General features: G+C 52.0%; 16 protein-coding genes and 1 pseudogene. 6 read left to right on the forward strand and 11 right to left on the reverse strand.

All coding sequences use genetic code 11. The features are described from left to right. Positions 1-89 precede the first annotated feature (89 nt). Positions 90-647, forward strand: a complete 558-nt coding sequence (locus CFK45_RS07010) for a DJ-1 family glyoxalase III (protein ID WP_096085719.1) — start codon at positions 90-92, stop codon at positions 645-647. A 2-nt stretch (positions 648-649) separates the two neighbouring features. On the opposite strand, the gene CFK45_RS07015 is transcribed toward CFK45_RS07010, so the two are convergent. Further along, complete coding sequence (locus CFK45_RS07015) at positions 650-2,002, reverse strand: HD-GYP domain-containing protein (protein WP_143247496.1); 1,353 nt, start codon at positions 2,000-2,002, stop codon at positions 650-652. A gap of 143 nt (positions 2,003-2,145) precedes the next feature. Between CFK45_RS07015 and CFK45_RS07020 the strand changes: the two genes are divergently transcribed. Beyond that, on the forward strand, positions 2,146-4,023 hold the full coding sequence (locus CFK45_RS07020; protein ID WP_096085760.1) for an ATP-binding cassette domain-containing protein: 1,878 nt from the start codon (positions 2,146-2,148) through the stop codon (positions 4,021-4,023). A 15-nt stretch (positions 4,024-4,038) separates the two neighbouring features. Here CFK45_RS07020 and CFK45_RS18560 read toward each other — a convergent pair whose 3' ends face one another. The 7 genes from CFK45_RS18560 to CFK45_RS07050 form a co-directional block, all read right to left on the reverse strand. Continuing rightward, positions 4,039-4,203: a hypothetical protein gene (locus CFK45_RS18560; protein ID WP_192870744.1), complete on the reverse strand. Its 165-nt coding sequence runs from the start codon at positions 4,201-4,203 to the stop codon at positions 4,039-4,041. Between the two features lie 94 nt (positions 4,204-4,297). Further along, positions 4,298-4,945: a hypothetical protein gene (locus CFK45_RS07025; RefSeq protein ID WP_096085721.1), complete on the reverse strand. Its 648-nt coding sequence runs from the start codon at positions 4,943-4,945 to the stop codon at positions 4,298-4,300. Between the two features lie 126 nt (positions 4,946-5,071). Continuing rightward, positions 5,072-8,185 carry an efflux RND transporter permease subunit gene (locus CFK45_RS07030; RefSeq protein ID WP_096085722.1) on the reverse strand — a complete coding sequence of 1,038 codons (3,114 nt, stop codon included), beginning with the start codon at positions 8,183-8,185 and terminating at the stop codon, positions 5,072-5,074. Next, complete coding sequence (locus CFK45_RS07035; RefSeq protein WP_096085723.1) at positions 8,182-9,456, reverse strand: efflux RND transporter periplasmic adaptor subunit; 1,275 nt, start codon at positions 9,454-9,456, stop codon at positions 8,182-8,184. Before CFK45_RS07035 ends, CFK45_RS07030 begins: the two co-directional genes overlap by 4 nt. A gap of 1 nt (position 9,457) precedes the next feature. Beyond that, complete coding sequence (locus CFK45_RS07040) at positions 9,458-10,867, reverse strand: efflux transporter outer membrane subunit (protein WP_096085724.1); 1,410 nt, start codon at positions 10,865-10,867, stop codon at positions 9,458-9,460. A gap of 285 nt (positions 10,868-11,152) precedes the next feature. After that, a complete protein-coding gene (locus tag CFK45_RS07045; RefSeq protein ID WP_096085725.1) occupies positions 11,153-12,202 on the reverse strand; it encodes an aldose epimerase family protein in 1,050 nt (349 codons plus the stop codon). Positions 12,203-12,336: 134 nt separating this feature from the next. Further along, a complete protein-coding gene (locus CFK45_RS07050) occupies positions 12,337-12,708 on the reverse strand; it encodes a hypothetical protein (protein WP_096085726.1) in 372 nt (123 codons plus the stop codon). Between the two features lie 146 nt (positions 12,709-12,854). On the opposite strand from CFK45_RS07050, the pseudogene CFK45_RS18685 reads away from it, so the two are divergent. Further along, a pseudogene (locus CFK45_RS18685) lies at positions 12,855-13,145 on the forward strand (2-amino-4-hydroxy-6-hydroxymethyldihydropteridine diphosphokinase); the annotation flags it as partial. 111 nt (positions 13,146-13,256) lie between these two features. On the opposite strand, the gene CFK45_RS07060 reads toward CFK45_RS18685, so the two are convergent. Further along, complete coding sequence (locus CFK45_RS07060; protein WP_096085728.1) at positions 13,257-13,958, reverse strand: SDR family NAD(P)-dependent oxidoreductase; 702 nt, start codon at positions 13,956-13,958, stop codon at positions 13,257-13,259. Positions 13,959-14,083: 125 nt separating this feature from the next. Between CFK45_RS07060 and CFK45_RS07065 the strand changes: the two genes are divergently transcribed. Next, the gene (locus CFK45_RS07065; RefSeq protein ID WP_143247497.1) at positions 14,084-16,336 is read left to right on the forward strand and encodes a multiheme c-type cytochrome; all 2,253 of its coding nucleotides are present in this window, start codon (positions 14,084-14,086) and stop codon (positions 16,334-16,336) included. Between the two features lie 3 nt (positions 16,337-16,339). On the opposite strand, the gene CFK45_RS07070 is transcribed toward CFK45_RS07065, so the two are convergent. Next, positions 16,340-17,533: an MFS transporter gene (locus CFK45_RS07070; protein ID WP_096085730.1), complete on the reverse strand. Its 1,194-nt coding sequence runs from the start codon at positions 17,531-17,533 to the stop codon at positions 16,340-16,342. A gap of 247 nt (positions 17,534-17,780) precedes the next feature. Here CFK45_RS07070 and CFK45_RS07075 point away from each other — a divergent pair, with 247 nt between their 5' ends. Next, positions 17,781-18,176 (forward strand): J domain-containing protein, encoded by a 396-nt coding sequence (locus tag CFK45_RS07075; RefSeq protein WP_096085731.1) that lies wholly within the window; start codon positions 17,781-17,783, stop codon positions 18,174-18,176. Here CFK45_RS07075 and CFK45_RS07080 read toward each other — a convergent pair. Then, positions 18,173-18,664 carry a response regulator gene (locus CFK45_RS07080; RefSeq protein WP_096085732.1) on the reverse strand — a complete coding sequence of 164 codons (492 nt, stop codon included), beginning with the start codon at positions 18,662-18,664 and terminating at the stop codon, positions 18,173-18,175. The genes CFK45_RS07075 and CFK45_RS07080 overlap by 4 nt on opposite strands. Positions 18,665-18,918: 254 nt before the next feature. Between CFK45_RS07080 and CFK45_RS07085 the strand changes: the two genes are divergently transcribed. Then, a complete protein-coding gene (locus CFK45_RS07085; RefSeq protein WP_096085733.1) occupies positions 18,919-20,040 on the forward strand; it encodes an aldose epimerase family protein in 1,122 nt (373 codons plus the stop codon). Positions 20,041-20,147: the final 107 nt, after the last annotated feature.

The following is a 20,147-nucleotide window of genomic DNA, read 5'->3' on the forward strand; positions in this document are numbered from 1 at the left end:
GCTATTTGTCCGGGCCTGTAAACACTAACTGAATGCACAAATCAAAAGCGCTAATAATCAAGCAAAAGCATTAGTATAGGAGCCTTAAGGTGAGTACAGCATTAGTTGCAATAGCCAATGGCAGTGAAGAAATTGAAAGCAGTACGGTTATTGATGTGCTTAGGCGTGCGCAAGTAGAGGTGACGGTCGCATCCGTTGAAAAACAAAAAACGATATGTGCATCGCGGGCAATGCGTATTGAAGCCGATTGCCTGATAGCCGACTGCTCTGATCAGCGCTGGGATGTGATTGTCTTACCCGGCGGCATGCCCGGCGCCGAACGACTTGGCCAGTGTGACGAGCTGATTGCGCTATTGCGTGAGCAGTTCGCCAGTAAACGTTTAGTTGCCGCAATATGTGCTGCGCCAGCAGTTGTACTTGCACAAAACAACTTGCTGAGCCAATTTCGAGCGACTTGTTACCCTGCGTTTATGGAGCAGCTAAAATCTTCTGCGCGCAGTTGTTCTGAAGACAATGTGGTGATCGATAAACACCTAATTACCAGCCGGGGGCCGGCAACGGCAATGGCTTGGTCGCTTAGCCTTGTATCGTTATTGTGTGGCGAAGAGAAAGCAACAGAGCTTGCTAAAGCGCTGCTTGTTTATTGATTTTAAGCGAGCTCCATTACTTGCTCGGCTAGCTCATGGCTAAGTTCCGGCCGGTGCAGCTGTGCCAGTTCAGCTTCGAGCTTTTTTAGTTCGTCGATTTTTGGGTGTTGTTTTTCTTCTTCAATAAATACAGCCAGTGTGTGCTGAAATTGCTCGCAGTAGTTGGCGATAATACTGAGCATCAAGCTGACATCTTCTACTTCCCTATAGGCGTGAGCGAGTTTTTGTTGGCGCACTTGTTCCAGCCAGCGCATATAAGCTTTGTTAATTAGCCCCGAACGCGCGATGCTAACATGTATGTGCAACAGTATGTTTTGCATGCCGAGTAATTTTTTTTCACCGTGCTGAAAACCCAGGCTTTTATTTAGGCTGCCAGTACTTAATAAAAAAGTTTCGACGTAGCGGTATTTGTCGAGTACAAAATCAATCATGGGCTCCATAAAGGCCGGGTGGGTGCTGCAGTCTTCGCTTGCCGGCATGTTTTTAAAAAGCAGTAGTAGCGCTGCCGCATCGCTGTTGTTGCGGTAGTTTTGGTTCATCTGCAGCGCAGGAATGATGTCGTGGAAACCGCGCTTGCGCGGCTTAAAGATATCAAAATAGTAGTGCCAGACTTCATCGAGTAGGCTGAGCAGTTGCGCTTCTTTACTAATCTGCTTGCTGATCAGGCCGGCGGGATAGCCGCTGGCATCGAGCTTTTCATGGTGTTCGGCAACGGCCCGGGCGCAGCTTTTACTCAGCGCCTCACAGCTGCTGACGATTTTTTCGGCGATAAGTGGGTGGCTCTGCCACTGGCGCCACTGGGCTGCGTTTGTGCGCTTGTCCTTATCGAGCAGCTCGGGGTCTATATGCAGCAAACCGATATCGTGTAGCAGGGCGGCGATATAAATTTCCGTGCGCTCGTCGATGTCTTTTTCGCGGTAGAGCCACTGCGCCAGCCAGGCGCAGAACAGGGCCTGGCGAAATACCTCGGGCAGTTGCAGTTTGAGCACGGTGAGTTTCTGTAATACCAAAGGCAGGTCGAGCAGTGCGGCGCACAGGGCGTTAAGCTCATCCTCGTTGTTGTAGTCGAGCCACAGTTCGCGCAGTTGATCGTCGCTTAAGAACAGCTCTCGGTGGGCGAGGTAGAGGCTTTCGCTGTCGAGCTGGCCGTCGATGGAGACACTGTTATCCAGCGGTTTAAGCAGTTTGAACTTAAGAATCTGTTCGGTGGCGCGAGCATCAACAGCCGTACCGGCAGGTAATAAAAGCTGGCCTTGTTCGTTGCGGATGTCTTCAGTGGTCAGTACATCCTGCACTTTGTTTACTTCGGCGAGGTGACTGTTGTAGTGGTGCTGATCGTTTTTCTGAGTGTGCATAAGCCGATCTTTGCAGGTGAAGCACTTTTCAGTATAAGAAATATTGGCGCAAACGCCCGGCCCGGCGCTATTGAAGTCGCGTATTTTGTCTCGCGTCAACGAAAGCCTACTAAGCTGCGGGCTTTGCCCCTACAATGCGCCCCATGATTCAATTGCAAGCTATTCAATTGCAGCGCGGCGCTAAGGTCTTACTCGACGGCGCCGACCTGCGTGTCCACCCCGGTCACAAGCTCGGCCTTATTGGCGCGAACGGATCGGGCAAGTCGAGCCTGTTTAAGCTTTTGCTCGGTGAAATTCACGAAGACGCAGGCCAGCTCGATATTCCAGCCCAGTGGCGCTTGGCGCATATGGCTCAGGAAGTCGGTGAGGTTGAGCGCACCGCGCTTGACTACGTGCTCGATGGCGACGAAGAGCTGCGCCAATTGCAGGCCCAGCTTGAACACAGTGATGGCGAGAAGCTTGCGAAGCTCTACGAGCAGCTCGAGGCTATTGGCGCCTACGATGCCGATGCGCGCGCGCAGCGCCTGCTGCGCGGCCTGGGTTTTGCTGCCGATGAGGTCAACAAGGCCGTGCAAAGTTTTAGTGGCGGCTGGCGCATACGCCTGAATTTGGCCAAGGCCCTGATGTGTCGCAGCGACTTGTTGCTGCTCGATGAGCCGACTAACCACCTGGATCTTGATGCCTGTGTATGGCTTGAGCAGTGGTTGCAAAGCTACCCCGGCACCTTGTTGATTATCAGCCACGACCGCGACTTTCTCGACAATGTTGTCGATGGCATTGTGCATCTCGAGCAGCAGACTCTGCACAGTTACAGCGGCAACTACAGCGATTTTGAAATGCAGCGCGCCGAGCGCCTGGCTCAGCAGGCACAAGCCTATGAAAAGCAGCAAGTGCGCATTAAAGAAATTGAAAACTTTGTGCGCCGCTTTAAGGCCAAGGCCAGTAAAGCAAAGCAGGCTCAGAGCCGGGTCAAAGAACTTGAACGCATGCAAAAAATTGATGCGGCCCACGTTGACTCGCCGTTTAGTTTCCGCTTCTCTAACCCAGAGAAAATACCGCAGACCTTGATCAGCTTAAGTGATGTTGAGCTGGGGTATGGCGATACAAGCCTTTTGCGCTCGGTGAACTTCAGTGTGCTCGGCAGCTCGCGGGTCGGCCTGCTCGGCCACAACGGCGCCGGTAAGTCGACGCTGCTTAAGTATCTGGCCGGTGTAAACAAAGCGCTCGGTGGTCAGCGCAGCGACGCGCAGTTTCTCAGCATTGGTTATTACAGCCAGCACCAGCTTGAAACGCTCGACTTTGCCGCGAGCCCGGCACTGCATATCAGCCGCATTGATGACAAGGCAACAGAACAGCAAATACGCAGCTTTTTAGGCAGCTTTGGTTTTCACGGCGATCGCGCTTTTGAAACTATCGAGCACTTTTCCGGCGGGGAAAAAGCGCGCTTGGCGCTGGCGTTGATCGCCTGGCAAAAACCAAACTTACTGCTGCTGGATGAACCGACCAACCACCTCGATCTCGAGGTTCGCCACGCGCTGACGCTGGCCTTGCAGGCCTATGAAGGCGCGGTGGTTTTAGTCAGCCACGACAGGCACCTGCTGAAAAATACCGTCGATCAGTTTGTATTGGTCGACAGTGGCAAGGTCGAGCTGTTTGCCGGCGACCTCGATGACTACGCCCAGTGGTTAAAGCAGCAAAGCCCGGGCGAAGATAAAGAAATACCGGTGCAGGAAAGTAAAAATGCGAAGAAAGAAAAGCGCCAGCAAGCTGCCGCTCTGCGCCAAAAACTCAAACCTTTAAGCAATAAAATTAAAAAAATTGAGGCGCAAGTAGAAAAGCTCGGCGAAGCACTGGCCACTGTTGAAGCCCGCCTTGCCGACGCTGATATCTACGATGAAAAAAACAAAGAAGAGCTCAAGCAGTTGCTGTTAAAGCAGGCCGAGTTAAAGAGCGATCTTGATATAAGTGAGGCGACCTGGTTTGAATTAAACGAAGAGCTTGAGCAGGCGCAAGCCGACTAGGCCAATACATGCACATCAGTGCATGTATTTGTTGGCTTGCCCGGTTTTGCGCCGCTGGCGCTGACGCCTGTCTTTGCCTAACAGAGGGTCGCCGCCGCGATTTTGTTTGCGCCTGTCGTCGCCCTGCCTTTCTTCGAGTGCTTCTTCGAGCTGGTCGATTAAGAGTTTTGGTGTGTTCATAAAGATCCCATGCATATTGTCGTTCCTCACTCTTGGTACGGCACTGGTGAGTTTATCCGTTTCAGTATAGACCTATGCTGAGTTTTTGCCCGGCTTATAGCTGCCCGTGGTTGCGCATGCTGAGCTGTATGCCAAAACCGACACCACCGTCGAAGCCGCTGTAACTATCGATGACCTTTCTGGCGAAAGGGTAGATACGCAGTTGGCCCAGGTTAAGCGCAAGCCCCACCTCGGGGTAAAGACCGCCAAGCCAGGTTTCCCTGCAGTCGCCTTGATTGCCATTGTGGTAGCTGTAGTTTGTGTTGTCGCTGCTGGCATTGTTATTGTCGATCAGCATATTTAAGAACAAATTGTCACTGCTGTCGTTGATGTCGCTGTTATTGTCGTTGTCGCAGTTATTGCTAGTCCCGGTAAAGACGCCGCCCCCAATATATGTACGAAGGTAGTCGTTGCCAGGTGAAAAGTAGAGGCTTGCTGAAAGGCCGGTAAAACCTTCTCGCTGCTGTTGTTTATTTTCGCCGCTGTGATAAATCAGCGCTAGTTTTCCTGACAGTGGTTTTTTTATGCCAGTCATAACAGAAAGCTCGGCTGTTGTGCGCTGCTCAAACGGCGTTTGACCATCTGTATAAAGGCTGATGCCCAAATAGTTATCAGATTTGTTGTTGGAGTGTTGTGTTGAGGCGGCTTCGGCCACTAAACAAAATGTGCTGAAATAAATAGCTATCAGCGAGGCTTTGAACATAGTCTTCTTCCATGTGGCTTACAAAAACAAAAGCTGAATGCAATTTGTAAAACATGGTTGGCAGAGTAGCCAGTTGCGGCTGCTCTGCCAAGTGACGCCTGGGCGCTTGTTACAGTTCTGTAACAATTAGGCTTGTTTCTTTAAAACTTGTAACTCGAAGTTAAAGCGGCGTTTTAATCCTTCCACCAACATGTAGTTAATCGGAACCAACAACAAAGTAATAAAGGTGGCAAACATAATGCCAAAGCCGAGAGAAATGGCCATCGGAATTAAAAACTGTGCCTGAGTTTCTTTTTCAAATAACAGCGGCATTAAGCCAATAAACGTGGTCAGTGAAGTCAGCATAACTGGGCGAAAGCGCGCCGCCCCTGCGGTTAATACGGCCTCTTTTAGGGGCAGGCCTTTTTGCCGGGTTTTATTAATGTAATCAACAAGTACCAGTGAGTCGTTGACTAAAACCCCGGTAAGGGCGAGCAAGCCCATTAAACTCATTACCGTTAAATTCATGCCCATAATCCAGTGGCCAACCATCGCGCCAATCAGGCCAAAAGGAATAATCGACATCACAATCACCGGTTGCAGGTAAGAGCGAAATGGAATGGCTAATAAACAGTAGATGACAAAAAGTATGCCGATAAAACCATAGAGCATGCTGCGGTTGCTCTGTTGTTGCTCCTCTTGTTCGCCGCCAAACTTATAATCAATGCCGGGGTAGCGGGCAACGAGCTCGTCCATATAGGCTTTTAAATCTTCGCCGAGCACGGTCATATTTACTTTTTCTTTTTCGATATCGGCGCTGATATTAAGTGTGCGCTTGCCGTCTATGCGCTGGATTTGGCTGGGGCTGATATCAGGGCTGAGTGTGGCGATTTGTGCAAGGGGGACCTGGGTACCATCGGCAGCGCGAATTAACATGCTGTTGAGCTGTGCGACTGAGCGGCGCTCGGCAATTGGAAAGCGCACCATCACGCGCACATCGTTGCGACCGCGCTGAATGCGCTGAGCTTCGATACCAAAAAAAGCCTGACGCACCTGCTGGACGATATCGCTGCGGCTGATGCCGAGCACATAGGCCTCGTCTTTTAGTTCTATGCGCAGCTCTTGTTTGCCTTGTTGACTGCTGTTGTTAATATCAAAAACACCGTCATAGCTGGTAAGTTGTTCGCTTACTTGCTCGGCAATTAATTCCAGAGTTTCAATATTATCGCCGCGTACTTGAACATCAATCGGGTCTGAAGTGCGACCGATTTCTGCGCGAAACGTAATTTCTTCGGCGCCCGGTATGCTGCCTATCAGTTTGCGCCAGTCTTTCGCAATTTCTGTACTGGTAATTTTTAGCGAGCGAGTCTCTGGCGAGCTCAACTGCAAATAAGCCCGGCCTATATGCGTATCACCACCCCAGTCTCCGCTAATTGATAAAATATCTTCAATGACAGCTTGGCCGTCGCTTTCGTTGCTGTATTTATCTTCGAGCTTAAGTGCCGATTTTACAATGTGCTGCATGTGCCGGTCGGTAACCTCAAACGGTGTGCCGACGGGCATAACCAAGTTAAAACGAATAAATTCTGACGGCACCCTAGGGAAAAACGTATAGCGGCTGTGGCCGAGAATAATCGAGCTAATAATTATAAGTAGTAGGCTTAAAAACAGTGCAAAGCTTGTAAATTTATACTGTATCGCCCGGTTTAGCAGAGGTTGATAGTATTTTAATATGGCCTGCTCAAAACCCTTGGCGAACGAGCGCTGCCAGCGCTGAAGTTTGTTTAGATTTTCTTCTTTGCTGCTTACTTTAATGTGTTTTAAATGGGCAGGTAGAACCAGTTTGCTCTCGATTAGCGAAAACAACAGTACGGGAATAACAACCATCGGGATTTGCGCAAACAGTGCGCCGCGGTGGCCATCGATAAATGCCAGAGGTACAAACGCTGCGACAGTCGTTAAAATACCGAAGGTCACCGGCACGGCGACTTCTTTCGTGCCGTTAATGGCCGCGCTGAGGCCGTCTTCGGCGTGTTGTAGGTGGGTGTAGACGTTTTCTCCGGTAACGATGGCGTCGTCGACAACGATGCCGAGTACCACAATAAACGCAAACAAGCTGATCATATTTAAGCTGACACCGGTCAAGCTCATCACCAGCCATGCACCGCAAAAACTTACCGGGATGCCGAGAAATACCCAGAACGCCACTGCCGGTCGCAAAAACAGCGACAGCAGTAAAATTACCAAAATGCCACCTTGAATAGCATTTTTAGTCAGCGTGTTAATGCGTTTTTTTACAACTTCGCTGCGGTCATTCCAGTAATTAATTTCCAGCTCGGGGCTGAGCGTTAGGCTTTTTTCCTGCACGTAGTTTTTAACTTCGTTGGCAACTTCGATAATGCTCTGATTGCCCGCGGCGCTTATATCAATAGTTGCTGCGGGTTTACCATTAAAGCGGCTGCGCACGGCTTTTTCTTCAAAACCGTCGTTCACTTCAGCAATATCAGCCAGGCGCAGAACCGTGCCGTCGCTGTCGGTTAGCAGTACAATATTTTCAAAATCCTGCTGAAAATAAGCCTGCCCGGTAGAGCGAATTAAAACTTCGCCGCCTTCACTGCTAATGTTGCCGGCACTTAAATCGAGTGAGCTCTTGTTGATGGCGTCGGCGACTTGCTGCAGGTTAAGGCCAAATTCGCGCATTTTGTCCTGGTTGAGCTCGACCGCAACCTCGTAGTTGCGCACACCGTAGAGTGAGGCTTGAGTGACATTGGGCAATTGCACCAGCTCTTCGCGAATTTGTTCGCCGAGTTCGCGCAGTTCACGCTCGCCGATATCACCGCTTAAAGTGACACTAATCGACGCGCGCAAATATTGGCTCAGGCGAATGATCGGCCGCTCGGCTTCGCCGGGCAGGGTATTGATGGCATCGACACGGTTTTTTACATCGTCGAGTAGTTCGCGCGCATCGTAGCCGGGTTCAGCCTCGATGGTCACAGTGCTGCCGCCTTCGCTGCTAGTACTGCGATATTCTTTAATGCCCTCTAAATCTTTTACCGCTTCTTCGATACGAGTTGCGAGGGCGAGTTCGGCATCTTCCGGGCTCGAGCCGCGCAGTGAGACACTGACAGCGATGGTGTCGCTTTCAGTGCGGGGGAAAAATTCGAGCGGGATTTTGTTTAACAGCATGTAGATGCCGCCCATGGCGATGCTGAGCATCAGCAAGTTGGCGGCGACGTCATTGCGCGCAAACCAGGCGATCATGCTCCGGCCTCCGCTTGCTCTGGCCGGCGAGCGGAACCGCTATTTTGTTTGTCCCGGCGGCCCTCGCGTATTTGCTCTTGCACTTCAGTCTGCACAACACCATCAATGCTGATAACTTTAACCGGCGTGCCCGAAGCGATTTGCCCAAGCGGTGAGACAACCAACTGTTCTGACGCTTCAAGGCCACTGGCAATAACGGCACTTTCATTGTTTTGCCAGCGTATGCTTATGGCTCGCCGGTACACTGCACCGTCTTTAAAAATGTAGACGTAACGGCCCTGATAAATTGCTCGGTTGGGAATTTCGATGGCTTGATCGAGGGCCTGAGCGTCAATTTCTGCGGTGACATACTGACCTATTTTTAGCGGGAAGCGACCGACGGCTTTTTCTCCGAAGGGGTCATCAATTCGCGCGACAACGTAGAGCTGGCGGCTGTTGTCGCTGATGCTCGAGGCGGTACGCACAATATAACCCTGCCACTGTTCGTGCGCGGCCAGTTCGCTGTAGAGCATAACGCGCGGGCCCTGTTCGCTTTCGCGGCGACTGTGGGCGTAGATTTCTGGCAGCTCTAGCAGCACTAAATCGCTGTTTTTTATCGGCAGCCGTACTTCGATGGCTCCGCTTGCGTAGAGCTCGCCGAGCACGGTGTTGACACTGACAACCTGGCCCAAATCAACTTGAGTATCGAGCACTCGCCCGGCAAACGGTGCACGTATTTGTGTGCGCTTCAGGTTGAGCTCTGCTTTTTTTAGATTGGCACTGGCCGATTTTAAGTTGGCTTGGGCTGAGGCTAACTGCGGTTCGCGCAGTACCAACGGCGACGGCTCGCTGTTGTCGCCGAGTCGCTGCCAGTCTTCTTTGGCTTGGCGGGCGCGGGCCTGCTCTTCCTGAACCAGGCGCTTGGCTTCGGCGAGGTTTGCTTGGGCAATTTCAACTTCAATTTCGTGATCAACTGCTTCGATGCTGAGCAGCAGTTCACCTTCGTTAAAAAAGCCGCCATCTCGAAAACGCTCTGAAACAAAATCGATACGGCCACCGACCTGGGCGACCAACTTGCTTTCAATGCGCGGTTCGACGCGGCCATAAGAGCTTACTTTCGGGTTTAAACGCTGCTGTTTGATATTAATAATATCAACGGCGACTTGGCTGACTTTGTTTATCTGGCTGCGTTGAGCCTTGGGTTTAAATAAAGACAACGCGACAATAATAGCCGCGCAGACAAGAACAATAATAAGAACGGGGAAGCGCTTTACGGCGGGGGCAATATTCATTTTAAGCTTGGCTTTCCTGTTGTTCGTCGTTGGGGATAAGTTCGATGTCGCCGCCGAGTGCTTCGTGCAGGCGAACTTTATTCTCAAAAATCTGGCGTTTAATTGAGATTAAACTTAGCTCGGCATCGAGTGCGCGCTCTTGTGCATCGAGCACGGTGGTGTAACTGACAATGCCTTTTAGGTACTGCTCAAAACTGAGTTTTTCTGCCTGGATGGCGTTGTCGCGACTCTGGCGCACAAATAAAAACTGCTGCTGCAAACCACTTTGTTTTTGCAGGGCGCTCTCTATTTGTTGGAATGCGGCATAGACCGTTTCGTTGTAACTGCTCTCGCTCTGTTCGAGGCGAAGGCGGGCGGCATCGGCGTTGGCTTTTAAGCGCCCGCTATTTAAAAGCGGTTGTACAAGGGAGGCGCCGACACTCCAGCTGAGGCTGCCGCTGTTTAATAAGTCGCCGAGTTCCGCCGAGCTCTGGCCGGTGCTTGCGGTCAAACTCAAACTTGGAAAGCGGGCCTTGTGGGCGACGGCCAGCTCGCTGTTACTGGCCAAAAGAGCCAGCCATGCGGCCTGCAACTCTGGCTTGCGCATCAGCAGTTCCGATGGCAGCGATGGCGGTAATACGCTGTCTATTTGCGGGAAGTCGTTATTGGCTTGATAAATAGCGCTTGGGTAGCGGCCGAGAATCAGATTCAAGCGCCGGCGCGCATCGCTCAGCCCCTGCTGGCTTTGAACAAGACCACTGCGGCCATTTTCAACCTGGGTGCGGGCCAAATACACTTCCAGAGCGCTGTTTAGGCCGCTGCGGTAGCCACTTTCGATTATGCTCAGGTTCTGTTCGTAGACCTCTACGCGGCGTGTGCCCATGGCCTGAACCTGCTGCTGCTCGATGACATCGGCCCAGCTGGCCGCGACATCGTTCACCAACTGGCGCTGCAGATAGCTGTAGTTGGCCTGTGCCTGAGCCAGGCGCATAGCTGCTGCGCGTTTGTTGTCGCTGACCTGGCCCCAAATATTGAGCTCGTAGCGCAAGTCGGCACTGAGTTGAAAGCTGTTGTTGATGTCGGCGCCTTCACTGAGCTGACTGCGCTGCCCGCTAAAGCGTGCATCGAGTTCAGGTATATAGCGCATATTTGCTTGAAACAGCTGGGTGCGGGCGATGTCGACATCGAGCTGGCGCTGTTTTAGGTTTTGATTGTTAGCCAGCGCTTCAGCGACCAGCTGGTCGAGCTGCGGTGCTTGGATCAGCTGTTGCCAGCTCAGGCTTTCACTGAAGTTTTGCCCTTGCTGTTGCCAGCTTTTTGGCAGTTCCACGAGGTCGGGAGCTTGGTTTTGGTAATTGCTGGCGCAAGCACTTAGGCCAACAACGACGATGCTCGCAAGCAGCATGGACTTGGAGCGAGGCTGGGAAGACATCAAAACGCGTTCACTTTCCAGTTAGTGGTGTGGGTTTCCAGAGCTCTGCTCTGACTCGCCGAGTCGGGCTAAGTTCCAGGCTGATAAAAATTTTATAGCCTAATTGTGTAAATAGCATGCAGGCCTGACAAATAAGATGGCTCAGAGGCTTAAGTTTTTATAAGGGCTGCACAGATCTACGTTCCGAGCTTCTTTGTGGATCGAACGAAGAATTTTATGGTGAGTAGCGGTGAAAGGCAGAGTTGCTCGGCCGCCGCACTCTGGCGGCAGCTGAGCAAGCGCAGTTTAAATTAAACCGGGCTGAAAGCGCATACTGTGCCGATACGTATCTCCGGGCTGCAGAATGCTGTTTGGAAAGTGTTTTTTATTGGGTGAATCCGGGAAGTGCTGGGGTTCCACACAAACGGCAGTGCGGCGCAGGTGACTTTGGCCCTTGCCAACTACACTGCCGTCGAGATAGTTGGCGGTGTAAAGTTGGGCGCCCGGGGCATTGCTCGAGATGCTTAAGCTGCGGCCGGAGCTTGTTTCGCTGAGCACTGCGATTTCAACGATGTCGCTGCCGTTGCCGCGGCTGACAAAATTGTGGTCAAAACCCGCGCCGATTTGAATTTGCTCGTGTTCGCAATCGATGTCTTGGCCCAGGCGTTTGGGCGAGCGAAAGTCAAAAGGGCTATTGTCGACGGCGGCTATTTCTCCGGTTGGAATACAGTTTTTATCGGTCGGAGTGTAACTATCGCAATTTAGTTGCAGCAGGTGATCGTCGATTGCACCGTCGCCGAGCAGGTTAAAATAGGCGTGATTTGTCATACTGACCGGTGTCGCTTGATCGCTAACGGCTTCGATATCGCAGTGCAGGCAATTGTTGTTGTCGAGCATGTAGCGCAGGCGAACTTCCAGTTTGCCCGGATAATTTTGGTCGCCGTCTTCGCTGACTAAGCTGAGTGTAACTGCCGCGCTGCCGTCCTCTGCGGCTTCAGCAGACCAGAGCCTAGCGTCAAAACCCTCAAGGCCGCCGTGCAGGTGATTGGGGCCATTGTTGATGTCGAGCTGGTAGTGTTTGTCGCCAATGCTGAACTTTCCACCGGCAATGCGATTGCCAAAACGGCCTATCGTTGAGCCCATGTAGCAGTCGCTCTGCACATATTGTTCGACGCTGTCGAAACCGACAATAATGTCTTTTAGTTCACCGCTGCTATCGGGCGTGCAGAAGCTGACCAGGGTGGCACCGTAGTCGCAGATGCTGGCGCTTACGCCGTTGTTATTTGTAAGGGTGAAAAGTGTGGCGCTGCGGCCGTCGGGCAAGTTGCCGAAGGCTCGGCGAGAGACTGGGTTCATGTTGTTGCGCTGTCCAAAAACAAAAAAAGGCCGCGCGCGGCGCGGCCGGATTACACAACATAATAACCGAGTTAATGCAAAGCGTGGAATCACCCGCGCTGTGAAACTTAGCCTGTGCTGATGCAGGTCAGTTTTTAACCGTAGTTGGGAATGCCCTGGTTCACGCCTTTAAATTCTTGGCCGTTGCGATATTTAGGATACATCTGGCCGTTGACCTCGATCATTTCGTGATGCGTGCGGCTGAGGCTGTTACCCGAGGCCTGGGCGACAACAGCTTTTGCCGGCATAGCTTCGATATCGCTGCCGACGCCGGCCATTGCCACAAGTTCACTGTAGGCTCTGCTCAAATCTTTTTCGTGCAGGGTGTCAGCGTAGTGTTGCAGTTTTTGTAGGAAGTCACTTTGACTGAGCTTGAGGCGAGTACCTTGTTTTTCCTTGATGATGTGTATGCATTCATTTGCATGACGGATGGCTTTGGGGTTTAGCATCCACGACTTATCTGCCATTATCTTCCTCGAACTTTGACACGTGATTGAGCAAAAAGAGATCGAAGCGCGAACTTCATTCCAAGCTTAGTTGAGCCTCGCCTCCGTGCTTCGATTCGTTCATTATGCTCAGTGCCAGATACAGACGATTCGGTTATCAAAATTACATGTATTTCTACTTGAGTCTCGGCAGCAATATAGAGCCTGAAAAAAGCGCCGCCGAGATGTTGCTTAAGCTCTGCCAGCGATTTGAACACTTGGCCCTAGTGCCTTTTTGTTATACAAAACCTGAAGCGATAGAAAGCGAGCAGGACTTTGCCAATGCTCTGGTTGTTATTTGTGCTCAGATGAGCAGTGCGCAAGTTAAAGCAGCGCTGGTCGAGATAGAAACGCAGATGGGCCGCGACAGGGCTCATCCCAGGCGCAGTTTTTTAAGCCGCTCGGCGGATATTGATATTTTGGCTGAAAGTGCACAGCTGGATTTAAACCTGTTTAAACAAGCCGAGGAAATTTATGTGCAGAGTTGCTTAAGTTTAAGCGGGCCGTTTGTCGATTTAAGTTTTTACGGTTTAACCCCGCACCAGCGAGCGGCCTCCGTCCACCTTGATGCAGCTGCCGGTCAGGTAGTGATTGTTGAGGATGAACTGCAGGGTTTCGAAGATTGGGCCGAAGCCACCTTCGCGTGCAACTAAGGTTTGCTGTAATACCTGATCTTTGTGGGCCTGGTCGTGCTCGTCGAGAAATTTAATTGGCCCCGGTTGAATGCAGTTGACCCTTACCTCAGGCGCCAGTTTTTTGGCCAGACTCAAGCTTAAGTTTTGCAAGCCGGCCTTGGTTGAGCAGTAAAGGCTGTAATCTTCGCGCGGGTTGTCGGCATAGATATCGCTGATACTGACAATATTGCCCCCGGCTCGCTGCAGCGCCCCTTGCAGTTTCTCGGCGAGCAGAGCCGGAAACTGCATATGTATAGTAAACAGGTTGAGGTAAAAATCTGGGTTTTGGCTGGTATCGTCGCTCTCGTAAATTGACGCATTGTTTACCAGAAGATCGAGTTCATTTACCGTGTTGAGCAGGTTTTCGGTACAGCGCTGGATCTGTTCGTAGTGATAACTAAAGTGCTCGTGTATGTGCAGGCGCTTGCTGCTTAGTTGTTGCAGTTCCGGCGACGCAGAGCGAGTGAGCGCGTGCACCTGCCAGCCCTGGTCAATAAGTTTTTCGACTAAAAAAAGGCCCAGCCGGCGGCTGGCTCCGGTTATCACAGCAGTTTTCATTGCAGCACTCTAGTGGTTGGCTTGCTTAAATTTGGGTTTTTATCCGCTCGTGTTTTGCTCTTTGCTTTGAGCCCAAATATTGATTTCATTGTGTGCCAAAAAAGGCACTGGCGATATTAGTTCATATGAAAAAATTTATCTCGGTCTCAGTTTTTTTGTGTTTGGGCCTAAGTTGGCACTGCTTGGCAGAGCCCAGTTATGTCGGTGTAGAAAACTGTTCTAGCTGCCACCAGCAGCAGTACGAGCTTTGGCTGCAGAGCGATCACTTTAAAGCGATGGCCGAAGTCAGTGAAAAAACGGTACTGGCGCCGTTTGATGGCCGCAGTTTGGTGTTTCACGGTATTAACTGGCGCTTTTCTCGCGAGGGAGAACACTACTTTTTTGAAGGCCCGGGTGCCGATGGGGGGGTTCAAAAATTTCCGGTGCTTTATACCTTTGGCCATTATCCTCTGCAGCAATATCTGGTGGATATCGGCAACGGTCATTTGCAGGCCACAAATATTGCCTGGGACAGCCGCAGCAAAGAGCAGGGTGGGCAGCGCTGGATACATTTGCAGCCAGATGAAAAAATGCATCACGAGCACCCGTTTTTTTGGGCGCGCAGTTTTCAAAATTGGAATGGCCACTGCGCCGATTGTCACTCGACAAACTTGCAAAAAAATTACGACGCCAGCAAACACAGTTACGCGACAACCTGGTCGGAAATTAACGTCGCCTGCGAGGCCTGCCACGGGCCGGGCAGTGAACACGTCAAACTTGCCAAGCAGGGCAAAATAGATGGCGCTTCGGCCCTGGCCTATACGTCCGATGCCTCACTGCTCTGGGCCCACGATGGCAAAAATACTGAAGCTAAAGCTTCCGGCAGCGCAAACACCAGCTATATATCGATGTGCGGAGGCTGCCACAGTCGGCGCATGCAAATCGCCGACGCCAATAGCATTGACGACTATCACAACAAGTATTTATTGCAGGACGTCGACGACAGGCTCTATCACAACGATGGGCAAATTCTCGATGAGGTCTATGTGCTCGGCTCATTTATGCAGAGCAAAATGCAACACGCCGGGGTGCAGTGTATGGACTGTCACGATGCGCACAGCGGCAAACTTAAAGCCGAGCCCAATGCCGTATGTGCTCAGTGCCACCTGCCGTCTCACTACGACAATAAACAGCACAGCGGCCACGACTTTAGCGCGGGCAAACAGCCTTTGTGTGTCGACTGCCATATGGCCGAAGAGACTTATATGCAGGTCGATGATCGCCGCGATCACCGCTTTAATATCCCCAACCCGGAACTCAGTGAACGCTACGATACGCCGCTGGCTTGTTTAAGTTGCCACGGGGATAAAGATGCGAGCTGGGCCAAAGCCGCGTTTAAAAAGAACAACTGGTCTATGCAAATTGAGCCCTGGGTAAGTGCCTGGAACCAGGCTTTAAGTCGCGACAGCCTGGCGCTTTCTTCACTTGCTGCCGAAGCCGTACGGCAAGATTTACCGGCTCAGATACAGGCGCTGCTGCTGCGCAGCCTTGAAAGTTATCCTAGCCAGCAGGCTTTAGATGTACTTCAGTCGCAGCTCGACAGTGAGCAGGTATTAGTGCGCCGCGCCGCGGTCAGCAGTTTGAGTTTTGTACCGGTACAAATGCGCTGGCCGCTACTTCAACAGGCCTTAACGGATAGCAGTGCGGCGGTGCGTTTTGAAGCGGCCTCTCAGGTTGTCGGCATATACAGTGAACTACCTGCGCAGGCGAAAAGTCAGGCGCAGGCCGCGTTAAACGAATATCGCCAGGCTTTAAGTTACAGTGAAGACTTTGCATCAACTCAGGTTGCCCTGGCGAGGCTCTATAGCGCCGAAGGCAAGTTGGCCGAGGCCGACGGCGCCTATCAGCTGGCTTTAAAACAGGCCCCGGCTTATGCTCCGGCTCTGCTAGCTTACGCGGAATTTGTGCGCCAGCAGCCAAAATTAGCGTCTGCCGATGAGCTTGCGTTATTAAGCAAAGCCAAACTGGTAGTGCCGGAAAGTGCCGCCGTTAATCACGCCCTGGGGCTTTATTACGTGCGCAAGCGCAACTACAGCGAAGCCTTGGCTTATTTGGCCGCTGCGGCGAATATTGACGCGCCGGATGCACAGCCGCGCTATTTTTATGTCTATGCGGTTGCGCTTGAAAGCCAGCAGCGCGGGCTCGAAGCCGTCAAGGTCTTGCAGCGCAGCAATAAATACTGGCCGGGCCAATACGATACGCTGACCAGCCTTATTGTGTACCTGGAAAAATTAGGCAAAACCCAGGCGATTCCCCGCTATCTGGATGAGCTTGAACGCATTGCGCCAAACAGCCCCCAGTTAAAACAGTGGCGCCAGCGCTACGGCAGGGCCCCGTAAGTTTTAGCGCTTGTTAACGCTAACAGCCCTGGGCTGGCGCCACAGCCACAAGCTCATGGCCAGGCTCGCTGCGATCGGAATCAGGCACAGCCACAGCTGGGCCTGCCAGCCGATGGCAAACAACACCCAGGCCGAGCTCAAACTGGCGATGGCCTGCAGGCCAAAAACGCTGAAATCATTCAGCGCCTGAGCTTTAAAGCGTTCACTGTGGTGGTAGCTCTGAGGCAACAGTGCCGTGCCACTTAAAAATAAAAAGTTCCAGCCGACACCGAGCAGCACCAGAGCCCACCAGTAGTGAACCACGTGCTGGCCGCTTAAGCCGACAATACAAACACCGCCGTAAAGCGCGGTGCCGGCCAGCATCAGTTTGGCCGGGCCCAGTTTTTTTAATAAAAAGCCTGAAAATAGCGAAGGTAAAAACATTGCCACCATGTGTGCTTGAATGACGTTTTTGGCGTGTTCAAGGCTGTGGCCATCGACAACGTGCATGCTCAATGGGGTCGAGGTCATCAGAAAACTCATCACTGCATAGGCCAGCGCCGCCGATCCGGCTGCGACAATAAACAAAGGCTGAGCGGCAATTTGCTTGAGGCTGCGCGCCGGCTGCTGCTGTTCGGGCTCATTTGGCTCTGGGTTGCGAAACAAGCTGAAAATCAGCATGGCCAATAGGAGCATCAAGGCGTACAGCAAAAATGAGGCGCTGTAGGGCTCGCCGGGCAGCAGCTCACGGCCCAGGCTGCCGAGCTCAGGGCCGAGTACGGAGCCGACAATTGAGCACAGTAAAATCAGGCTAAGTGCCGGCCCGGCGTCATCGGCGTTTTTTAAGCTCTCCAACGCGGCAAAACGAAACTGGTGGTAAAACGCGGTGCCGCAACCGCAGAGGCTTGAAGCAATACAGAAAAAAGCAAAGCTGGTACTGCTTATTGCCACACTAGCGGCGATGGCGCTGAGCAGGGATAGGCCAAAGCCGCAATAGGCGGCGCGCTTTCTGCCCCAGCGGCGCCCGGCCATTGCCGCGGGGATGGAAAAGCTGGCGTTGCCGATAACAAAAAGCGCCATTGGCAGCGAAGCCATTTTTTCACTCGGCGCCAGGCTGCTACCTATCAATGCACCAACCAAAACTAGTAAAGCGACCCCGCTCATAGCCAGCGAGAAACAAAGAGCGAGTACCCAGATATTTAGTGGAAAGCGAGGCATGGTTATCCTTTTGTGATGGTGGCGCCTAGTGCGTTTGTTGTTTTGCGTGCCCGGTCGCAGAGCGTTTTAGTTTGCACGCTACTATAGCGGGCCCTTAAGTCAGTTGCTCGTGGCTCAGTTTTACGTTGTTGTGGCAGTTTGTGTTGGCCTTGTTTAAGCATCTGCTCGGCTCGAGCCTGGGGCCTGCGCACTCGCAGGCTGTACTTATCTACTTCCCGGCTGTATAAGAGTCGTAACGCGGCGTTTTATGTTACACGTGAACTATCACATTCTCGGTTTGTGCGAACAGGCGACAGACGACGAGCTAAAAAAAGCTTGGCGGCGTTTAAGTGCGCTATATCACCCCGACCGCTGTGACCAGAAACCGCTGGCAGCAGAGATGTTTAAACTGGTTCAGCGCGCGTATAGCGAACTTTGCCGCGCCCGTGCAGCAGTACCTGAAGTGGGGGCGGGGTTGTTAGCTGGCAGCGAGCAAGATGAATGTGAGCCGCGCGTCTGCAGTGTTTTTACTTTAACTCGCGACCAGGGTTTTGATATGCGGCGCGACTGTCGCCGCAGGCGCGAAGGGTCGCGCAGCGATAGGCGTTTTCACTGGCAGTTGCCCGAACAGTACATCGGTACACAAGTTAAGTGCTCGTGTTAATGCGTGCTTAGTTTTTGATTTGCGGCCTGCTCAACCCAGCTAAATAGGGTATTGGCATCGACTTCGGTTTTATAGCTGTAGCAAAGCAGTTTGAGATGGTCGAGCGCTAGGTCTTTGGCTCCGGCGCCGATACCGGGTTGCCCGGTGCGCACGGCCAGGGGCAGCTCTTGGTATTTTTTTTGTTTGCGCATCCATTCAATCAGCTCTATGCCGGCTTCGTCACTTTCCATAATTACATCAATAATTCCCAGCACAAGTTCGGGCTGTGTATCTGTGAGCAGTTGACGTGCTTCGGCGGCACTGTGACAGCTGATGATTTCGATGGGGTGTGCGTGAACAGTTTTGCGCTTGAGTACCAGGCGTGTCACCGCGTGAACACTGTCGTCGTCATCGACAACCAATACCTTTAGCGGCTCATGGCCCGGTGTTGCTTCAGTTGCCGTGCTTTTGGCTGGCTTCGCTTCGTCGCGAAACTGGAACTGCGCCATACCGCGCCTCCTCGCAACACGGGCTTCTAACTACTCTGTATTAAGCCTAGCAGGTGGGCTGTTTTTTGTGCGCTTGGGTCGCTTGTGCCGGCGTCTTTCGCTATTTTTCTTGAGCTTACTCGTTACAAAGCGCGCCTGCATTTGGCATACTTCTGCGGAAAACGACAAAAACGATAATATGCACCAGCTTGGGGCTAAATGTGAAACTACCACTACTTTTGTTCCCACTTCTTTTGAGTTTGGGGGCCTGCCAGATGTCTGATTCCACTGATACTTCTTCCCGTAACACTTCGCCGAGTGCGCTTTCAAGCAGCGACGATATGGCGCACAAGCCCGTTTCACCGTTAACAAGCCGGCTGTGGGGGCATGTAGACGGTAAAGAAGTTCGTTTATACAGCCTGCAAAATCGCAACGGTGTAAAGCTGGTGCTCAGCAATTACGGTGCTTCCATTATCGAATTGTGGGCGCCGGATAGGCATGGAAAGTTAGCGGATATTGCCCTGGGTTATCCGACACTTGAAGATTATCAGCGCGAGTTGGCCAGCGTTGGCCCCGTTGTTGGGCGCTATCACAACCGCATTCGCAATGGCCGCTTTGAACTGGATGGCGAGCCCTATCAGGTTAGTGTGAACGAGGGGCAGCACAGCTTGCACAGTGGTTTGGAATTTCAAAAAGCTGTGTGGCAGGCGCAAAGCTTTGACAGTGAACGCGGCCCGGGCCTGCGCCTGCGCTACTTTTCGCCCGATGGCAGCCACGGGTTCCCGGGCAATGTCACAAGCACTGTGACTTATATACTGACGCACGATAACGAAATTGATCTGCACTTTTACGCCGAGGCAGACAGGCGCACTCCGCTTAATTTTATTCAGCACGCCTATTTTAATCTCAACGGCGTCAGCGCTACGGTGCACGACCATATTGTCCGTATCGACGCCGACAACCACGCCGCCTACGATAAAGAAGCCCTGCAAACCGGCCGTATTGAAAGTTTGCGTGGGCAAGCTTTTGATTTAATTGAGCCAACACGTATCGGCGATCACTTTGACGATATTGCCCTAGGCGGTTATCACCAAACGTATTTACTCAATAAAGAAGCTGGCGAGCTTAAAACCGTTGCCAGTGTTTACGAGCCTGTAAGTGGCCGCACGATGGATGTTGCAACAACGTCGCCGAGTATTACGTTTTATGTGGCTATGGGGCTAAACAACAGTGTGCCGGGCAAATACGATATTGAGTATGCACCTTATAAAGGTTTTTGCCTTGAGGCCGGCTACGTACCAGATTCCGTCAATTACGCACACTTTCCGAGCACGATCTTCGGCCCTGACAGGCCCTATGATGAGCGTGTTATTTTTAAGCTCGGTGTAAAACAATAAGCTTGCCTGCATTTAGTAACCCAAGGTTTTTTTACCCCAACTATTGAGCGCCTCGGCGGCGGCCCGGTTTATTGCTGGCACTTGCTTATGGCTAGTTGCTTTGCAAT

Origin of the sequence: Agaribacterium haliotis, from assembly GCF_002312815.1 — a bacterium.
Taxonomy (GTDB): Bacteria; Pseudomonadota; Gammaproteobacteria; order Pseudomonadales; family Cellvibrionaceae; genus Agaribacterium; species Agaribacterium haliotis.